This window comes from Streptomyces sp. NPDC006733 (assembly GCF_040636125.1).
Lineage (GTDB): Bacteria > Actinomycetota > Actinomycetes > Streptomycetales > Streptomycetaceae > Actinacidiphila.
Genome location: NZ_JBEYJD010000009.1, coordinates 75255 through 93655 on the forward strand (window position 1 = coordinate 75255; position 18401 = coordinate 93655).

Below are 18401 nucleotides of genomic sequence, written 5' to 3' on the forward strand. Positions count from 1 at the left end.
CGGTCCGTGCTCGGATGTGGTGGTAAGCGTCTGACTGGATGTTGCGGATTGGTGGGGCCTGTGTGGTGTCCGGCCTCTGGCTCGCCGAAACCATACATCGGATCACTGGAAAGTCATCGCTCTCGCTCTCCCGGCCTCGCGGTCAGAGGTCGGATGGCTGCTGTGAGCGACGGATGGGGCCTCGCAGAGCGACGGTTCGCCGGAAGAGACGTACGGATTGCCACCGTAGGCGACCTTTCGTCCGTATCGAAAGGGCCGTCTCATCGGTCGCACCGCGTGAGCAAGGCCGGGAGGGTGTCCACCGAATTTGTTTGCCAGTCAGCCAAACCCCTCGTTATTCATCGGACTATTGACCCTCGTTTCGGACCCGGCTACCGTCCCAGCAAGCGCTTTCCAGGCCACTGTGTTGCAGCGAAATCAGGAGTCGTCATGCAGAGATCACGATGGATTGGTGCCGGGGCCCTCGCCTCGGTCCTGATCCTCACCAGCTGTTCGGCCGGGCCTGCGGGAGTGGATGCCAAGCAGGACACCAAGGCGCCGCTCGAGCTCTGGACCAGGACGACGCCGGGCGGGCCGGGGGAGAAGGGCGCGCTGCAGCTCGCCGCCGCCTTCGAGAAGGCCACCGGCTTCCACGTCAAGGTCACGGCGATCTTCGATGACTTCGAGACCAAGCTGCAGCAGCGGGCCGCCCAGAAGAAGCTGCCCGACATCGTCATGAACGACGTGACGCAGCTGGGCACCATGCACAGCCAAGGTCTGCTCCGGGAAATCGACCTGAGCAAGATCAAGGACAGCAAGCAGATCAACGAGCAGGGGCTGAAGTCCGGGAAGAGCCTGGACGGCAAGCAGTACGGCCTGCCGTTCTCCGCACAGGCCTCCGCGCTGCTGATCCGCAAGGACTGGCGCGAGAAGCTCAAGCTCGACGTCCCGCACACCTGGGACGACTTCGCCGCGATGGCCACGGCCTTCACCACCCAGGACCCCGACGGGGACGGCAAGAACAACACCGCCGGCCTCGCCGCCCCGCTGTCCACCAAGCGCGGCTACGCCTCCTGGTACTTCTCCAACTTCCTGTGGGCCGCGGGCGGTGACTTCATCACCGAGTCCGGTCAGGGCAAGTACAAGCCGGCCATGACCACCGCGGCGTCGGTGCAGGCCATGCAGTGGTTCCGTGACCTGGGCTGCAAGGCCAAGGCCATCCAGCCCGGCGCGGTGACCATGGACACCCCGCCGACGAACGAGACGTTCGAGTCCGGTCGCGCCGGCATGTTCGTCGTCGGCCCCTATCTGCTGCCGCGCTTCGACAAGTCCCTGGGCAAGGACAAGTACGAGGTCGTACCGATGCCCAAGGGACCGAAGGACGCCACCGTCCTGGCCGAGGGCGGCTCCGTCTACCTGATGGCCGGCTCCGACAACCAGGCCGGCCAGGACGCCTTCGCCAGCTTCGCGGTCTCCGTCGAGGGCCAGAAGAAGGGCATGGAGGGCGCCACCGGCTACACCGTGCAGCTGCCGGTCAACACCGCCGTGGACATCTCCCAGATCCGCCCCGACCCGCGCTGGGCCACCTACGCCAAGGCCTACAAGGACTCCGGGCGCTACGCACCTTCCATCCCGAACTGGACCCCGGTCCGGCAGGCGACCGCGGACGCGGTGAACGCGTTGATGGCGGACTGCGGCCTGGATCTCAACGCCAAGCTGGGTGCGCTCGACAAGCAGCTCGGCGACATCCTCAAGGAGCAGGGGATCGCCGCGTCATGAGCCTCGACCAGGCGGAATCGGCCGCCCGTGCGGCGGCCGACTCCGCCCCCCGCGAAGCGGCCCGCCGCGGCGGCGGGACCCCCGGCCGCCGGGTGCGCAGCCGCCGTGCCGGCCGCTGGTGGACGCCCTGGCTGTTCCTGGCCCCGGCGCTGCTGCTCTTCCTGTACTTCAAGTTCATCCCCATGGCCAGCGCGCTGACCATGTCCTTCCAGGACGTGCAGCCCTACCTGGGCAACCGGTGGGTCGGCACCGAGAACTACGCCACGGTGCTGGAGTCGACCGGGTTCCGCGAAGCGGCCTGGCACACGGTCGTGCTCGCCGTCGGGGAGACCGTCGGCGCGATGACCCTCGGCTTCGCCCTGGCCCTGCTGATGGAGGGCCAGAGCCGGCGCCTGAGCTTCGTGCGCTCCGCGGCGTTCCTGCCCGTGGTGGTGCCGCTCGCGGTCGTCGCCGAACTGTGGCGGATCATGTACCACCCGACCGGGGACGGCATGCTCAACTCCGTGCTGGGCCTGGTGGGAGCGGGCCCGTCGGGGTTCATCAACGACCCCGACACGTCGATGGCCTCCATCATGCTCACCGGCATCTGGCGCGGCGCCCCCTACGACATGATGATTTTCCTCGCCGGTCTGACGAGTGTGGACCGCGGCCTGTACGAGGCGGCGAAGGTCGACGGGGCCTCGCGGCGGCAGCGGGTGTGGTACGTGACGGTGCCCGGCTTGCGGTCGGTGTTCTCGATCCTGTTCATCCTCGCCGCGATCCGCGGACTGCGCGTGTTCACCGAGGTGTTCCTGCTGACCAACGGCGGGCCCAACGGCTCCACCGAGGTCGTCATGACCCTCATCTACAAGCTCGGCCTCGAGCAGAACCGGCTCGGCGTCGGCGCGGCGGGAGCGGTCCTGCTGTTCGTCGCGACGCTGATCTTGACCATCGTCGTCCAACTGCTGCGGCGGAGGGAGAGCAAGTGAGTGCGCCGACCGAGACCGCGCTGGGCCTGACCGAGAGCCGGAGCATCGGCGGGCGGATCCTGAAGGCCGTCATCTACCTGCTGGTCCTGACGATGTTCGCGGGCCCGCTGCTGGCCCTGCTCGTCGGTGCCTTCGGCCACATCAAGGACCCGACCCAGCTGAGCGTGGTGCCCAAGGGCTTCACGTTGGACAACTTCCGTATCGCCTTCGACCAGGGGGTGCTCAAGTACCTGCTGAACTCGTTCTTCGTCGTCGGCTTCGGGCTGCTGCTCCAGGTCGTCGTGTCCGTGCTGGCCGGCTACGCGCTGGCCCGGAAGGTCTTTCCCGGCATGACGCTGGCGCTCGTGGCCATCCTGGCGACGCTGATGCTGCCCGAGGAGATTTTGGCCCTGCCGCTGTCGGTCATCCTCTCCGACCTGCCGGTCGTGCACTTCAACCTCATCGGCACCCTCGCCGGCATGATCGTGCCGCTGGGCGCCTGGGGCTTCTCGATCCTGGTGATGACCGAGTTCATGAAGGACGTACCGCGCGAACTCGAGGAGGCCGCCCGCATCGACGGTGCCGGCGACCTGCGGATCTTCGCCCAGATCATTCTGCCGATGTGCAAGCCCGCCCTCGGCGTCATCGGGGTCTTCGGCTTCACCATGATCTGGGACCAGTACCTGCTGCCGCTGCTGGTGTCCACCGACTCCTCCTCGTACACCCTGCCGCTGGCGCTGCGCACGCTGCGGGTCGACCCGTCCGTGACCCCCGGCGTGGTGATGGCCGCCTCCCTGCTGGCCCTGCTGCCCTCGGTCATCGTCTTCCTGTTCTTCCAGCGGTCCTTCGTCAGCGGGCTGTCCTCCGGAGCCCTCAAGGGCTGACCCCGCCGACCCGCGCGACCCGGCGACCGACGCGCGGCGCACCCCGCTGACCCCCGGCACGAGAAAGAGCGATACGCCATGACTCCGAGCGCTGACACCCCGCGGCCGCACCCGTCCGCGCCCCCGGCTCCCGCGGCAGGTCCGGAGACCGAGTGGTTCACCACCGCCCGGTTCGGCATGTTCGTCCACTGGGGTCTGTACTCCCTCGCCGCCCGGCACGAGTGGGTCAAGAACCGTGAGCAGCTGACCGACGAGCAGTACCAGGTGTACTTCGACCACTTCGATCCCGACCGCTACGACCCCGCCCAGTGGGCCAAGGCGGCCAAGGCCGCCGGCATGCGGTACGTCGTGCTCACCACCAAGCACCACGACGGGTTCTGCCTGTGGGACAGCGCCCTGACCGAGTACAAGGTCACCAACACCCCGCACGGCCGTGACCTGGTGGGGCCGTTCGTGGAGGCGTGCCGCGCCGAGGGACTCCAGGTCGGCCTGTACTACTCGCTGATCGACTGGCACCACCCGTCGTTCCCCGTGGACGGCACCCACCCGCAGCGCGACGACGCGGCGTTCAAGGCCGCCACCGCCGACCGCGACATCCGCGACTACCAGCGCTACCTGCACGGGCAGGTCCGCGAACTGCTGACCGCGTTCGGGCGCATCGACTACCTGTTCTTCGACTTCTCCTACGCCGGGCGCAGCTGGTGGGGCGGCAAGGGACCCGACGACTGGGACGCCCCGCAGCTGCTGCGGACCATCCGCGAACTGCAGCCGCACGTGCTGGTCAACGACCGGACCGGCCTGCCCGGGGACTTCGTCACCCCCGAGCAGTACCAGCCGTCCGGCCCCATGACCGACCACGGGCAGCCCGTGCTGTGGGAGGCCTGCCAGACCCTCAACGGCAGCTGGGGCTACGACCGCGACAACCTGGACCACAAGAGCCCCGACCTGCTGATCCGCATGCTCGTCGACGGGGTGTCCAAGGGCGGCAACCTGCTGCTCAACGTGGGACCCACCGGCCGCGGCACCCTCGACCCGCGCGACAGCGCGGCCCTGGAGGAGATCGGCCGGTGGACGCAGCTGCACGAGCGGTCGATCCGCGGCTGCGGCCCCTCGCGGTATCCCGCCCCCGCCGAATGCCGCTACACCCAGCGCGGCGACCGGCTCTACGTCCACCTGTTCGCCTGGCCGCTGCGGCACCTGCACCTGCCGGGTCTGGCCGGCCGGGTCCGCTACGCGCAACTGCTCCACGACGCGTCCGAGATCATCCCGGTGCACATCGACCCGGACCGGCCCGCGGTCAACACCGAGATGGGCGGCCAGCCCGCCGGAACGCTCACGCTGCAACTGCCGGTCCGGCGCCCCGACACCCCCGTCCCCGTCATCGAACTGTTCCTGGACGCCGCGGCGACCTGACCCGCCTCACCCGCCGTACCGGGGACATCCCCGCCGCGGGGCCCACCGCCCGGCGCCCGCCACACCACCGGGGCACCGTCCGGGACGCCGGGGACCGCCTTCCGGGCGCCCCGGTCCTCCACGACGCCCCGAGCTGCCGGCTGCGCGCACGAGCGCACACCGGACCACCGCTCGTCCCTGTCCATCACCCCTTTATGGAGGCACCATGCAACGCCGCACGTTCCTCATGGGCACCGCAGCAGGGGCGGCCCTGGCCGTCGCCCCCGTCGGCGGACCGCTGACCGCCAGCGCGAGCGCGAACGCCGCCCCGCGGGCCGTCCGCACGCTGGACGAGCTGCAGGCCGCGATCGACCGGGCCCGGCCGGGCGATCGGATCGTGGTGGCCGACGGGACCTACACCGTCCCCGCGGACCGCCCGCTGACGGTGCGCAACAAGCAGGGCACTCAGCGCGCGCCCATCACCATCGCCGCCCGCACGCGCGGCGGGGTCGTCCTGGAGGGCGAGCACAGCTTCGTCTTCGAAGCCTCCCACCACATCACCCTCAGCGGCTTCTCCTTCCGGCAGCGCAACACCCTCGACCTGCCCCCGGACTGCTCGTTCCTCCGGCTCAGCCGCAACGACATCCAACTGGCCGACATCGAGGGCATCCACTGGGTGATGGTGCGCGCGGACGACAGCACCGTCGACCACAACCACTTCCACGGCAAGAGCACCCTGGGCATCTACCTCGGCATCGAGGGCGCGGGCACCGACGAGATGGCCCAGCGCGTCCACGTGCACCGCAACTACTTCTCCGACCACACCTTCGCCGGCTCCAACGGCGGCGAGCCGATCCGCCTCGGCGTCAGCCCCCGGGCCCTGTCCAGCGCCCACGCGGTCGTGGAGTACAACCTGTTCGAGCGCGCCAACGGGGATCCCGAGGCGATCTCGGTCAAGAGCTCGGACAACACCATCCGGTACAACACCATCCGCAACAGCTTCGGGGGCATCGTCCTGCGGCACGGCAACCGCAACCGGGTCGAAGCCAACCACCTGGTCGACGGCACGGAAGGCGTCCGGATCTACGGCAACGACCATGTGATCGTCAACAACTACCTCGCCGGCCTGGCCGGGCGCGCCCTGGTCATCGGCAGCGGCTCGGAGCGCGACCACCTGCCCGGCGAGTCCCCCGAAGCGCGCCGCGGCAACGACGCCCCCGACCGGATCCTCATCGCGTACAACACCCTGCTGCACAACGGCGGCACCCTCTCCGGGGAGAGCCAGCGCCCGCACGAGCCGCGCAACGTCACCGTCGCCGACAACCTGCTCGTCGCCGACACCGGCCAGCTGGTGGCGATGGCCACCACCGTGGACTTCACCTGGACCGGCAACCTGCTGTGGGGTGCCGCCGCGGACGGCAACATCCCCGCCGGCGGCGGCACCCGCATCGACCCGCAGCTGGTCGTGGACGCCCACGGCATCGCCCGCCCGGCCGCCGGCAGCCCGGCGATCGACGCGGGCACCCTGCGCTGGCCGCGCATCACCCACGACATCGACGGACAGCCCCGCGGCCGGACCCGCGACGTGGGCGCCGACGAGTACTCCCGCCACGCACCCCGGCGCGGACCCCTGACCCCGGCCGACGTCGGTCCCCAGGCCGGCTGACCGCACCGCCCACTTCGACGCAGGAGGCATCATGCAACGACGCACGTTCCTCAGAAGCACGGCCCTGGCCGCCCTGGCCGCCGTCCCCGTCACCGCCGCACTGTCGGGCAGCGCCTCGGCCGCCGACATCCCCGTCGCCTCCCTCACCGCACTGCAGAGCGCCATCAACGGCGCCGCACCCGGCGACCGGATCGTCCTCGCCGACGGCACCTACACGGTCCCGGCCGGCGGGGCGATCACCGTCTCCAACAAGAACGGCACGAGCGCAGCACCCATCACCATCGTGTCCCAGACCCGCGGCGGCGCGGTCCTGCGCGGCGCCCGCGGCTTCGTGCTCAGCAATTCCAGCAACGTCACCATCAGCGGCTTCGCGTTCCGGCAGAGCACCACCTTCGAGCTCCCCGCCGACTGCTCGGCGATCCGGCTGACCCGCAACGACTTCCAGCACGCGGACACCGGCGACCCGTACTGGCTCGTCGTGCGCGCGGACAACTCGAAGATCGACCGCAACCACTTCCACAACAAGACCACCGCGGGCATCTTCCTGGTCGTCGACGGCTCCGGCTCGACCGCGATGGCCCAGAACCTGCAGATCTTCCGCAACCACTTCTCCGACCACACCTTCACCGGCGACAACGGCGGCGAGCCCATCCGCCTGGGCGTCAGCGGCCGGGCCCTGTCCACCGCCGGCGCGTACGTGGAGTACAACCTGTTCGAACGCTGCAACGGCGACCCCGAGGCCATCTCGGTGAAGTCCTCGGGCAACACCGTGCGGTACAACACCATCCGCGACAGCCGCGGCGGCATCGTGCTGCGGCACGGCAACCGCACCCGGGTGGAGGGCAACTACCTGACCGGCGGCATCGACGGGATCCGCATCTACGGCAACGACCACGTGATCGTCAACAACTACCTCAGCGGGCTGTCCGGCCGCGCCCTGGTCGTCGGCAGCGGCACCACCCGCGACCACACCGCGGGGGAGACCGAGGACCAGCGGCGGGGCAACGACGCCTGCGACCGCGCGATCATCGCCCACAACTCCCTGATCAACAACGCCAGCACGCTTTCGGGCGAGACACGCACCTACGAACCGCAGAACGTCACCATCGCCGACAACCTGCTGGTCGGCGCCACCGGCAGCCTCGTCGCCATGGGAGCCACCACCGGCTTCACCTGGAAGAGCAACCTGCTGTGGGGCGCGGCCGCCAACGGCAACCTCCCCGCCGGCACCTTCACCCGGGCCGACCCGAAGCTCAGCCAGGGCGCGGACGGAGTGCTGCGGCTGACGGCCACCAGCCCGGCGATCGGCGCCGCCACCTTGGGCGGCACCCTCGTCACCGACGACCTCGACGGGGACCCGCGCGGCAGCGTCCGCGACATCGGCGCCGACGAGTACGCGACCACGCCCGCCCTCCGCCACCCCCTCACCGCCGCGGACGTGGGCCCGAACGCGCCCTGAGCCCACCCCGGTGCCGAGGCGCCACCCGCCGGACCGGCCCACCTCCCCGGGCCGGTCCGGCCCTCGCACCCGGTCCGCCCGGCCCCCGTCCGGGCGGACCGGACCACCACGCCGTCCCTCCCGATCATCCGTAGGCCACGTCCAGGAAAGCAGGGTCATGACCCAGGAGAGCAGACGGAGCACGGCAACCCGCCCCCCGCTGCGCCCGCCGGCCGAGCCCGAGGCCGGGCGGACCCGTCTGGGCCTGTGCTCGGTCACCTTCCGCCGGCTGCCCGCCGCCGAGGTCGCGCGCCGCGCGGCCGCCGCGGGCCTGGAGGTGATCGAGTGGGGCGCGGACGTCCACGCGCCCGCCGCCGAGCCCCGTACGGTCCGCGCGGTCCGGGAGGTCTCCGACCGCCACGGGCTGGCCTGCTGCTCGTACGGTTCGTACTTTCGCGCCACCCCCGCCGAGCTGGCCGCGTTCCCCGCCGTCGCCCGCGCTGCCGTGCTGCTCGGGGCACCGCGAGTCCGGGTCTGGGCCGGCAGCACCGGATCAGCATCCACCTCGCCGGAGCAGCGGCAGGCCACCGTGCACTGCCTGCGCGAGGCGGCCCGGATCGCGGCGGACCACGGGTTGGAGCTCGCGCCGGAGTTCCACGGCAACACCCTCACCGACACCGTCGCCTCGACGATCCAGCTGCTGGACGAGGTGGGCGCGGACAACGTTTGCACCTACTGGCAGCCACCCCTCGACATCCCCGCCGAGCAGGCCCTGGCCGGGCTCGTCCAACTCGGCGACCGGGTCACCGCTGTCCACGTCTTCTCCTGGTGGCCGGGCAACCAGCGGCTGCCGCTGGCGGACCGCGGATACCTGTGGGCCACCGCTCTCAGCCTGCTGGCCGGCCGCGGGGTCGAAGCCCTGCTGGAGTTCGTCCCCGGCGACGACCCCGCGGTGCTGACGCGCGAGGTCGGGACCCTGCGGCGGGCGGCGGACGACGCCGCGCCGGTCCGCCGTAGTTGACTGTGATCCGACAGATCACCCCGGGGAGGGCCTGTCGCCCGCCCACCACGACGCCAGGACGGCATACATGCAGCTCACAGATGACGACACGCTCCTGTTTATCGGCGACTCCATCACCGACGCGGGCCGCGACCGGGCGGATCCCGCCTCGCTCGGCGACGGCTACGTCCACGAGATCGCCCGGACGCTGCGCGAGCGGACGCCCGACGGGGCCGGCCCCCGCGTGCTCAACCGGGGCGTCAACGGGCACCGCGTGTACGACCTGGAATCCCGCTGGGGCACCGATGTCCTGGATCATCGGCCCACCGTCGTCACTGTCAAGATCGGCATCAACGACACCTGGCGACGCTACGACCGCGACCTCGCCAGCCCGGTCGCCGAGTTCGAGGCCTGCCTGAACCGGCTGCTGGCGGCCACCGCCCGCGAGCTGTCGGCCCGCCTGGTCGTCATCACCCCGTTCCTGCTGCCGACGGGGCCGGACCAGGAACGCTGGTTCGAGGACCTGACCCCGCGCACCGACGCCGTCCTGCGGGCCGCGGAACACCACGGCGCCCAACTGGTCCGCGCCGACCTCGTCCTGCCCCACGCGGCCCAGGACCGGCCGCCCGCCGAGCTGGCCCCCGACGGTGTTCACCCGAGCCCTGCGGGACACCGGCTGATCGCCGATGCCTGGCTCGCCGAGGTCGCTCCCATGGCCCCGGCCCCACGGCGGTAGTGGCTCCGAACACCCCTGCAGGTGAGGGCGGCCGTCGAAGGGACACCGACGGCCGCCCTCAACTGAGGTTCAGCACTCACCGGGACTCTTCTGCGGCGACCGGGTGTATCTGCGCCTTCCAATGATGGCTGGCACCGTCGGCCCCCCTGCCAGAGATCGGCAGCGGGGGTTCGGCCCCGCTGTCTGCGGCAGGACCTGATCCTCCGCGGCGCGTCGGCAGGATACATGTCCGCCTTTCAGTTATATGTGACTGAAAATCGATCAGATTAGATGTGTGTTCTGACAGTTACGGAGTTTCCGTGAAGGTCGGTTAAAGATTTGGCAGGATTTCGCCGATGCCGTCGGGCGCCAGGTTCTCCGAGCGCTGGCGGGATCGCTGGCTTTCGCGGTCAGGACCCTGCCGCGGGGGTGCGCGATGTATAGGGCCGTGCTGCCGTGGGGGCGGGTGTTTTCCCCGGGTAGTGGGGCTTGCGCGACCGCACTGCGGCGGTTCACCGGGGCCCTTCGGTTCCCACCGTCATGGTGCGGACCGGAAGGGGGAACCTCCATGTCCTTGCTCATACCCGTCCGTCCACCACGGCAGCGTGGCCGACTGCGCCGCCTGGTGGCCTTAGCCGGCTCGTGTGCGCTGCTGTGCGGCGGCCTGCTCGCCGTCACGGCAACCCCGGCCGCCGCTGCGACGCCCACTGTGATCGCCACCGCAACGGTGGGATCCTTCCCGAGTGCCGTGGCCGCGGCACCGGACGGCGACCACGTCTATGTTGCCAACACCGGTTTCATGGGCCCAGGCAACACGGTCAGTGTCCTGGACACTGCCACGAACGCCGTCACCGCGACGATCACCGTCGGTGATGCACCCCAAGGCATCGCCGTCACTCCCGACAGCGCACATGTCTACGTCGCCAACGGCGACAGCAACTCGGTCAGCGTGATCGATACGGCGACCAACACTGTCGCGACCACCATCACCGGGGTGAGCAGCCCGTTCGGAGTGGCCGTCAACCCGGCCGGAACCGAGGTCTACGTCGCCAACAACTTGTTCGTCGGCGGCTCGGTGACCGTGATCAGCACCGCCACCAACACGGTGAGCTCGACCTTCTCCGTCGGCGCCTTCCCCCGTGACATCGCCTTCAGCCCGGACGGGACCCGCGCGTACGTCACCCTGCAGAGCAGCAATTCGCTGGCGGCCGTCGACACCGCGACCCACACCGTGGTCTCCACCCTGGCCAACGGCGCCATGCCCTTCAACGTGGCGGTCAACCCCAACGGCCTGACCGCCTACATCACCAACGCCAACACCACCACCGTCACCGTCGTGAACCTCGCGACCTTTACCGTCACCACGACCATCTCGATCTCCAACCCGGTGGGCGTGGCCTTCAGCCCCGACGGAGCGACCGCGTACGTCACCAGCTCCGGCGGTGACGCCCTGGTGGTCATCGATACCGCCACCAACACCGTCACCGACACCGGCACTGTGGGTGACGGCCCGGGCGGCCTGGCGCTGAGCCCGGACGGTACCCTGGCGTATACCGCCAACTTCTTCGCTGGGACCGTGTCCGTGGTCCAACTGACCGCGCCGACACCCGCGCCGGCCGTAACCGGGATCAGTCCCACCTCCGGCAGCACCGCGGGCGGAACGAGCGTGGCGGTCACCGGCACCGACCTGACCGGCGCCACCGCGATCACCTTCGGCGGCACCCCCGCCACCGGCGTCTCCTGCACCGCGACTTCCTGCACCGCCACTGCCCCCGCGCACGCGGCGGGCACCGTTGACGTACAGGTCACCACCCCCGGCGGTACCAGCGCCGTCACCCCGGCCGACCAGTACACCTACGTCAACCCGTCGGCCGACGTGGCGGTCACCGTGACCGACTCCGCCGACCCCGTCGCCCTGGGCGACTCCTACACCGACACCGCCACCGTGACGAACAACGGGCCCGTCACAGCGACCGGCGTGACCGCCGCAGTGACGCTGTCCGGAGCTGCGCGCACGATCGTGTCCGCTACCGCTTCCACGGGCAGCTGCACCATCACGGCACCGACCGTGAACTGCACGATCGGCACCCTGCCCCCGGCGGCCGCGGCCACCGTCACCATCGCTGTGGAGCCGGCCGCGACCGGCAGCATCACCGCGACCGCCACCATCGCGGCTACCAGTCCGGATGCTAGCAGCGCCAACAACACCGCCGCGCAGTCCACGACGATCAACAACGGCCACGGCTGCACCATCACCGGCACCGCAGGTAACGACACGTTGAACGGCACCAACGGCAACGACGTCATCTGCGGCCTGGGCGGCGCCGACACGATCAACGGCGGCGGCGGCAACGACACCCTCTACGCCGGCACCGGCGACGACACCGTCGACGGCGGCAACGGCGACGACACCCTCTACGGCGGTGACGGCAACGACATCATGGGCGGCGGCAACGGCGCCGACTACCTCTACGGCGAGGCCGGCAACGACACCAACTACGGCGAAACCCTGCTGGGCTCGCTGCTGTACCTGTTCGACAACGGCAACGACCACATCTACGGCGGGCCCGGCAACGACGACCTCGACGGCCAGAACGGCAATGACGTCCTCGTGGACACCGCCGGCACCGACACCATGAGCGGCAACATCGGCAACGACAGCATCAACGTCCAGGACGGCGTCGGCGGCGACACCGCCAACGGCGGCCTGGGCACCGACACTTGCACCGCCGACCCCGGCGACACCACCACCAGCTGCTGACCACTGGCACCTGATCCGCGCTGGGGCAGGTAGCCGCTGGCGCGGGGGAGGTCCGAGCCATCGCGGCTCGGACCTCCCCACGGCGCGGCCCGGGCATGCGGAGCGCCGCTTACCGGTTCACCACCCCAACGGGGTGACCTCCGCAGCCGAGGTCCACGGGCCGCGCGCTCCGGCCTCGGTCAGGGCGCGCAGTTTGAGGTAGCGGGCTGCGGTGGGCCAGCAGCGGACGGTTTTGGCGGTGGCGTCGTCGGCGAAGGCACCGTCGGCGGCAGCCGTCCACGTGGTGCCGTCGGTGCTGAGTTGGAGCTCGTAGCGGCCGATCCGGCCGTTGGCGCTGCCGTCCTGGCGGGGCAGGTAGGTCAGCCCGGTGACGGTGCGCGCGCCGCCCAGGTCGAGTTGGAGCTCGTGCGGCAGCGGGGCGCCGGTGGGGGACCACTGCGAGTGCCAGTACGTCGCCGGGTTGCCGTCGACCGCCTTGGTGGCCGGGGCGTTCTCCTTGACGGTCTCCTGGCTGTCGCAGGATTTGACGGTGCACGGCAGCCGGCCCGAGGCCATGACCGGGTCGGTGACACTGGCGGCACCGGATTCCATGTGGCCGGCGAAGCGGCGCAGGAAACCGTCGGTGGTGTCGGCGGTGGCGGTGAGGTCGTACCAGCCGTTGTTGCCGCGGCCGGTGCTGAAGGAGTCCTCGGTCGAGCCGCCGGCGGGCAGCGGGTAGGTCCATGGGCCGCCCGGGCGGTTGTTGCCCCGGATGGAGACGACGCACGCCTTCGTACCGGTGTTGGTCATCTTCAGGTAGACCAGGTTCTCGGCGGGGGCATAGCGCAACGACACTTCCGGGTTGGCGTTGCCGCTGGTGGTGGCGGTGACGCGGTTGCCGGCGAAGCGGCGGACGAAGCCGTTGGCGCCGGCCACCGTCAGGTCGTACGCGCCGGTCGGCGTGCCGGCGACCCAGGTGTCCGACAGGGACTTGCCGCCGCCGACTGTGTACCGCCAGGGGCCGTCGGCGCGGTAGGCGTTGGCGGATACGAAGAAGTGCGCGCCGGCGGTGCCGGCGTTGGTGAAGTCGAGGGTGAAGCCTGCGGCGGTCGCGCGGCCGGAGACCATCAGGGCGTACGGCAGCGGCCGGGCCGTCTTGGGGCCGGGCTCCTGGGTGGGCAGGGTCTGTATGGCCGGGGGTTGCGGGTTGGTGGACATCGGGCCGCTGGTCGGTATCGGGGCGGGCAGCGCCGGGTAGCCGACGGCGGCGGTGGTGAGGTCCAGGGCGGAGGTCAGATCGCCGCAGACGGCGCGCCGCCAGGGCGAGATGTTCGGTTCGGCGATGTGCGACCACTGCTCCAGGAACTGCAGGACGGAGGTGTGGTCGAAGACCTGCGAGCAGACGTTGCCGCCCCGGGTCCACGGGGACACCACCAGCATCGGGACCCGGGTGCCCAGGCCGATCGGCTCGGCGCCGACAAGTTCGTCGGTGATGGGAGCCGTGGACAGGCCGGTGTCCGCGTTGATGGGGGGTGCCGGGGCGGGGATGTGGTCGAAGAAGCCGTCGTTCTCGTCGTAGGTGATGAACACGACGGTCTTGTTCCACACAGCGGGGTTCGAGGCCAGCTTGTCGAGCAGCTCGCGGGTGAACTGAGCGCCGTCGTTGGGCCCCCAGTCAGGGTGTTCGGTCTTGCGTTCCGGGGCCACGATCCAGGAGACCGCCGGCAGCCGGTCGGCCGCGACGTCGTCGCCGAAGGCGGTGGCGAGCTGGTCGGCGCCGACGCGCAGCAGGCCCCGGTCGTACAGCACGCGCTCGGCGGCGGTCAGGGTTGCGACGCCCTCGGCGAGCTGGGCGAGCATGGTGGTGCGGTTGGCCGGGGTCGCTTTGAGCAGGGCGTTGTAGAAGAACTCCAGCTTGGGGTAAGCGGCGTTGGCGCTGTCGCGGGTGCGCAGCAGCGCCTTGCGGCCGACGTCGAGGAAGACCTTGAAGTAGTCCAGGGCGTTGTCCCCGTAGTTGTCCCACTCCTGGTACACGCGCCAGCTCGTGCCCGCCGCCTGGAGGCGTTCGGCGTAGGTGGTCCAGGTGTAACCGGGGTGCGCGGCATTGCCGTACGCGCGGTTGTCGATGGCGCGCTGGGTGGTGCTGCCGGGCTCGAAGCCGAGCTTGCCGGACCACAGGTAGTACCGGTTGGGGTTGGTGGGGCCGTTCTCCGAACAGTGGTAGGCGTCGCAGATGGTGAACGCGTCCGCGAGGGCGTAGTAGAACGGCAGCGCGGAGCGCTGGTGCGTGGTCATGGTGCGCTTGCCCTTTTGCGGGATCCACTGGTCGTTGCGGCCGCGGTTCCAGGCGGCGTGGCCGGTGGCCCAGCTGTGGTCGGTGCCCTGCATGAACTGGTCGCCGACCGGATACGGCAGCACGTAGCCGGCCCCGTCGGGCTGGTGGAACACCGACCGGCCGGTGGACAGGGTGAGGGCGGCGGGGTCGTTGAAGCCGCGGACGCCGCGCAGCGAGCCGTAGTAGTGGTCGAAGGAGCGGTTCTCCTGCATCAGGATCACCACGTGCTCGATGACCTCCAGACCGCCGGTGGGGGCGTCCATCGCCATCGCGCGCTGCACGCTGGCGGGCAGCAGCGCGAACGCCGTGCCGGCGCCGGCGGTGAGGGCGGCTGTGCGCAGGAAATTCCGTCGGTCCATGAGCCGTCACCTGGTTTCTCGGTCCCGGGGTGCCCGGGGTTGGGGGAGTGGGGGGAGGGTGGGGGCCGGGAGGAGGGGTGTGTCCTTCCGGCCCCCGTTCCGGTCAGGTACGGAAGGCGGTCACCTCGGCGGCGGAGGTCCACGGGTTGCCGTTGACTTCGCTTAGGGCGCGCAGGCGCAGGTAGCGGCCGGTTTTGGTCGGGAAGGTGAGCTGCTTTTCGGTGGCGGTGTTGGCGAAGGTGCCCGTACTGACGGCGGTGCCCCAGGTGGTGCCGTCGGTGCTGATGTACACCTCGTAGGCGGCGATGCGGCCGTTGGCCGCGCCGCTGCCGGTGTCCTGGCGCGGGAGGTAGCCCAGGCCCGCGACGGGGTAGCTGGCGCCGAGGTCGATCTGGATCTCGTGGGGGAGGGGGGCGTTGCCGGCGCTCCAGGCGGAGTGCCAGTACGTGGTGGGATTGCCGTCGAAGGCGTTGGTGGCCGCGCCGTTCTCCTTGGCGGTTTCCTGGCTGTCGACCGAGCGCAGGCTCCAGCCGGTCTTGGGGATCGCGGTGAGGGCCGGCACACAGGTGGTGGTGCGCTGGTGGGCGCCGCGGTCGGGACGGCATCCGGCGGTCACCGGGCCGCCGAAGTAGTCCCGGCTGCCGGCTGCGGCGACGGGTTGGCCGGTGGCGGCGGCCGGGGATCCCGTCTGCAGCTGGTAGCCGCCGGCGTCGGTGCGCGAGGTGGCCGTGCCGGGGGCGACGAGCAGGGGGTCGGTGGTGAGCTTGTGCGCGTCGGCGGGCTCGCCGGCGGGGTGCTGGCCGAAGAAGATGGTGGAGTCGAAGGGCAGGCTGCCGGCGTTGACGTAGCTGGCGCCGGTCGTCGTCACGTGGAAGATGTTGTTGGAGAAGACGGCGTTGGCGGCGCCGGAGCCATTGGTGTTGTTGATGATTTGCGCAGGCTGGGCGAGGTAGAAGATGTTGTTGTAGATCTTGGTGTTGGTGATCTTGCCGCAGACGAAGTCGAAGAGCTGGCCCCGGTCGTTCTGGCTGATGTTGTACCGGACGACGTTGCCGTCGGTGGTGGAGCCGGCACCGTTGCACAGCAGCAGGAAGCCGCCCTCGTTGTCGTGGCTGTAGTTGTACTGGTACGTGGTGCGGATGTTGCCCTCGTCGAGGTCGAAGCCCTGCCCGTCACAGGTGCTGCGGCCCCCGCTGACCTCGTTGAACTGGAACACCGCGTCGGTGGTGTTCCACCCCCACAAGCCCGCCGCGCAGTGCGTGCTGCGCATCTTGAAGCCGTCCACCCGGTTGTACTCCACCAGCGCGCCCGCGGTGTGGTGCAGGTCCACCGCGTCGCCGCCGATGTCGGTGACGGTGTTGTTGCGCACCACGACCCGGGTCTGCGGGGTCCAGGTCCCGCACGTGGTGCCGCAGTTGGCGTTCGCCAGCTCCGGGCGGGTCATCCAGCGGGTCCAAAAATGGATGCCGTACGCGTCGACGTGGCGGATCTCGTTGTCGGCGATGACCACGTCGTCGAACTTCGTGCGCGTCGTGTTGCCCAGGACCTCGAAGAAGATCCCGGCGGCGGCGTTGGCGTCCTTGGGTTCGACCTCACCGTTGACATCGTGCACTGTGAGACCGGTGATGCGGTAGTAGGCCCCGGTGCCCGAATCCGTGCGCAGGACGTGCACGCCGCGCCGCCGGGCGGGCGTGGTACCGGTGTTGGAGACGTCGAGGTTGCGGATCTCCCAGTACTGCTGGTCCGACAGCGTCACCGCGTCGTCGACGACTCCGCCTGCGGCGATGGCCGGTTTCGCCCCGGTGCCGTAGGCGTCGATGACGATCGGGGCCCCCGCCGCGCCGGAGCCCTTGGGGAACAGTTGCTGCCCGGTACAGGTGCTGCCGCGCTTGAGCAGGATCTGCTCGCCGGGCGCGAAGGTGTGGGCGTTGACGGAGGCCAGGTCCTTCCACGGGCTGGCCTGGGTGCCGGTGCCGGCGGTCGCCGCCGAGCAGTCGACGTAGTAACTGCCCGCGGCCGCCTGGGTGGGGACGGTGGCGCCGATGCCCAACAGCGGCACGATCGCGGCGAGGACGAGAGCAGGCAAACGAGCGCGCATGAGCGACCCCAGGGGATTGGATGTGGTGGAGGTGGCCACCGCAGCGTGTGCCACGCCGGCGGAGTGCTGCCCAACACTCCAGCAGGGGTATATCGTTTCGGTCAATATCTATTACGATGAAACGAAATTTCATGGAGGTGTGATGCCCGAGTCGCTCGACGGCGGTCCGGACGTGCTGACGCTCATCGAGACCGCCCTGCCCCGGCTGCCCGACGCCCTGCGCCGGATCGGACAGGCGATCCTCGACGACCCGGATGCGACAGCCACGATGACCGTCGCCGCCCTCGGGCAGCGCAGCCACACCTCACCGGCCGGTGTCACCCGCTTCTGCCGCGCGGTGGGCCTGGCCGGATTCCAGGACCTGCGGCTGCGCCTGGCCCGCGAGGCCGGCCGGGCCACCGCCCAGAGCTGGCCCGTCGACGTCGGCTTCGACATCGCCGCCTCCGACGACTTCGCCCAGGTCGCCGCCGTCGTCGCCCGGGCCGACATCATGTCCATCCAGCGCACCGTCGAGCAGCTCGACCACACCACCGCCGAAGCCGCCGCCCAGGCCCTGGCCACCGCCGGCCGCATCGACATCTACGCCTTCGATGGCAGCGCGTGCGCCGCGACCGAGATGGAGATCCGCATGCACCGCATCGGCCGCCCCATCTGGGCCCGCACCGACGGCCACCGCGCCGAGACCAGCGCCGCCCTGCTCGGCGCGGGCGACGTGGCCATCGGCCTGTCGCACTCCGGCGCCACCGCCGAGATCGTCTCCGCGCTGCGGACCGCCCACGCCGCGGGCGCCATCACCATCGCCATCACCAACGACGCCCGGTCCCCCCTGACCACCGCCGCCGACCACGTCCTGACCACCGCCGTGTACGGCACGACCTTCCGCCACGGCGGCAGCGCCGCCCGCCACGCCCAACTCCTGCTCTTGGACTGCCTGTACGTCCGCGTCGCCCAACTCACCCACGACCACGCCACCGCCAGCCTGGCCAAAACCGCCAGCATCTCCGACCGCCACCGCGCCACCTGACCCGTCACGACGGGGCACGAGGCCGCGACGTTCCCCCGCACCGGC

12 protein-coding genes are annotated in these 18401 nt (G+C 70.4%); 10 read left to right on the top strand and 2 right to left on the bottom strand.

Features of this window, described 5'->3' with window-relative positions; genetic code table 11:
• Positions 1-429: 429 nt before the first annotated feature.
• The 9 genes from ABZ721_RS10665 to ABZ721_RS10705 all read left to right on the top strand — a co-directional run bounded on the left by ABZ721_RS10665 (position 430) and on the right by ABZ721_RS10705 (position 12561).
• Positions 430-1758 (top strand): sugar ABC transporter substrate-binding protein, encoded by a 1329-nt coding sequence (locus tag ABZ721_RS10665; RefSeq protein WP_358788252.1) that lies wholly within the window; start codon positions 430-432, stop codon positions 1756-1758.
• A complete protein-coding gene (locus tag ABZ721_RS10670) occupies positions 1755-2726 on the top strand; it encodes a sugar ABC transporter permease (protein ID WP_358788253.1) in 972 nt (323 codons plus the stop codon). The genes ABZ721_RS10665 and ABZ721_RS10670 overlap by 4 nt, the downstream gene beginning before the upstream one ends.
• Positions 2723-3589: a carbohydrate ABC transporter permease gene (locus ABZ721_RS10675; protein ID WP_358788254.1), complete on the top strand. Its 867-nt coding sequence runs from the start codon at positions 2723-2725 to the stop codon at positions 3587-3589. The genes ABZ721_RS10670 and ABZ721_RS10675 overlap by 4 nt, the downstream gene beginning before the upstream one ends.
• Positions 3590-3667: 78 nt before the next feature.
• On the top strand, positions 3668-5002 hold the full coding sequence (locus ABZ721_RS10680; RefSeq protein ID WP_358788255.1) for an alpha-L-fucosidase: 1335 nt from the start codon (positions 3668-3670) through the stop codon (positions 5000-5002).
• Positions 5003-5207: 205 nt separating this feature from the next.
• On the top strand, positions 5208-6647 hold the full coding sequence (locus ABZ721_RS10685) for a polysaccharide lyase 6 family protein (protein WP_358788256.1): 1440 nt from the start codon (positions 5208-5210) through the stop codon (positions 6645-6647).
• Between the two features lie 31 nt (positions 6648-6678).
• Positions 6679-8106 (top strand): polysaccharide lyase 6 family protein, encoded by a 1428-nt coding sequence (locus ABZ721_RS10690; RefSeq protein ID WP_358788257.1) that lies wholly within the window; start codon positions 6679-6681, stop codon positions 8104-8106.
• 157 nt (positions 8107-8263) lie between these two features.
• Positions 8264-9106: a TIM barrel protein gene (locus ABZ721_RS10695; protein ID WP_358788258.1), complete on the top strand. Its 843-nt coding sequence runs from the start codon at positions 8264-8266 to the stop codon at positions 9104-9106.
• A gap of 67 nt (positions 9107-9173) precedes the next feature.
• Positions 9174-9821 carry an SGNH/GDSL hydrolase family protein gene (locus tag ABZ721_RS10700; RefSeq protein WP_358788259.1) on the top strand — a complete coding sequence of 216 codons (648 nt, stop codon included), beginning with the start codon at positions 9174-9176 and terminating at the stop codon, positions 9819-9821.
• 547 nt (positions 9822-10368) lie between these two features.
• Entirely contained in the window at positions 10369-12561 is a 2193-nt protein-coding gene (locus ABZ721_RS10705; RefSeq protein WP_358788260.1) for a beta-propeller fold lactonase family protein, read from the top strand.
• Positions 12562-12678: 117 nt separating this feature from the next.
• Here ABZ721_RS10705 and ABZ721_RS10710 read toward each other — a convergent pair whose 3' ends face one another.
• A complete protein-coding gene (locus tag ABZ721_RS10710; protein WP_358788261.1) occupies positions 12679-15234 on the bottom strand; it encodes a phosphocholine-specific phospholipase C in 2556 nt (851 codons plus the stop codon).
• A gap of 103 nt (positions 15235-15337) precedes the next feature.
• Positions 15338-17332 carry a discoidin domain-containing protein gene (locus tag ABZ721_RS10715; protein WP_358788262.1) on the bottom strand — a complete coding sequence of 665 codons (1995 nt, stop codon included), beginning with the start codon at positions 17330-17332 and terminating at the stop codon, positions 15338-15340.
• 142 nt (positions 17333-17474) lie between these two features.
• Here ABZ721_RS10715 and ABZ721_RS10720 point away from each other — a divergent pair, with 142 nt between their 5' ends.
• Positions 17475-18356 (top strand): MurR/RpiR family transcriptional regulator, encoded by an 882-nt coding sequence (locus tag ABZ721_RS10720; RefSeq protein ID WP_358788263.1) that lies wholly within the window; start codon positions 17475-17477, stop codon positions 18354-18356.
• Positions 18357-18401 lie beyond the last annotated feature (45 nt).

What these genes read in the sequence shown, in the direction of transcription:
- ABZ721_RS10720 (WP_358788263.1), top strand. Translation starts at nt 17,475, where the DNA reads ATGCCCGAGTCGCTCGACGGCGGTCCGGACGTGCTGACGCTCATCGAG.
- ABZ721_RS10665 (WP_358788252.1), top strand. Translation starts at nt 430, where the DNA reads ATGCAGAGATCACGATGGATTGGTGCCGGGGCCCTCGCCTCGGTCCTG.
- ABZ721_RS10700 (WP_358788259.1), top strand. Translation starts at nt 9,174, where the DNA reads ATGCAGCTCACAGATGACGACACGCTCCTGTTTATCGGCGACTCCATC.
- ABZ721_RS10690 (WP_358788257.1), top strand. Translation starts at nt 6,679, where the DNA reads ATGCAACGACGCACGTTCCTCAGAAGCACGGCCCTGGCCGCCCTGGCC.
- ABZ721_RS10710 (WP_358788261.1), bottom strand. Translation starts at nt 15,234, where the DNA reads ATGGACCGACGGAATTTCCTGCGCACAGCCGCCCTCACCGCCGGCGCC.
- ABZ721_RS10680 (WP_358788255.1), top strand. Translation starts at nt 3,668, where the DNA reads ATGACTCCGAGCGCTGACACCCCGCGGCCGCACCCGTCCGCGCCCCCG.
- ABZ721_RS10705 (WP_358788260.1), top strand. Translation starts at nt 10,369, where the DNA reads ATGTCCTTGCTCATACCCGTCCGTCCACCACGGCAGCGTGGCCGACTG.
- ABZ721_RS10685 (WP_358788256.1), top strand. Translation starts at nt 5,208, where the DNA reads ATGCAACGCCGCACGTTCCTCATGGGCACCGCAGCAGGGGCGGCCCTG.
- ABZ721_RS10695 (WP_358788258.1), top strand. Translation starts at nt 8,264, where the DNA reads ATGACCCAGGAGAGCAGACGGAGCACGGCAACCCGCCCCCCGCTGCGC.
- ABZ721_RS10670 (WP_358788253.1), top strand. Translation starts at nt 1,755, where the DNA reads ATGAGCCTCGACCAGGCGGAATCGGCCGCCCGTGCGGCGGCCGACTCC.
- ABZ721_RS10715 (WP_358788262.1), bottom strand. Translation starts at nt 17,332, where the DNA reads ATGCGCGCTCGTTTGCCTGCTCTCGTCCTCGCCGCGATCGTGCCGCTG.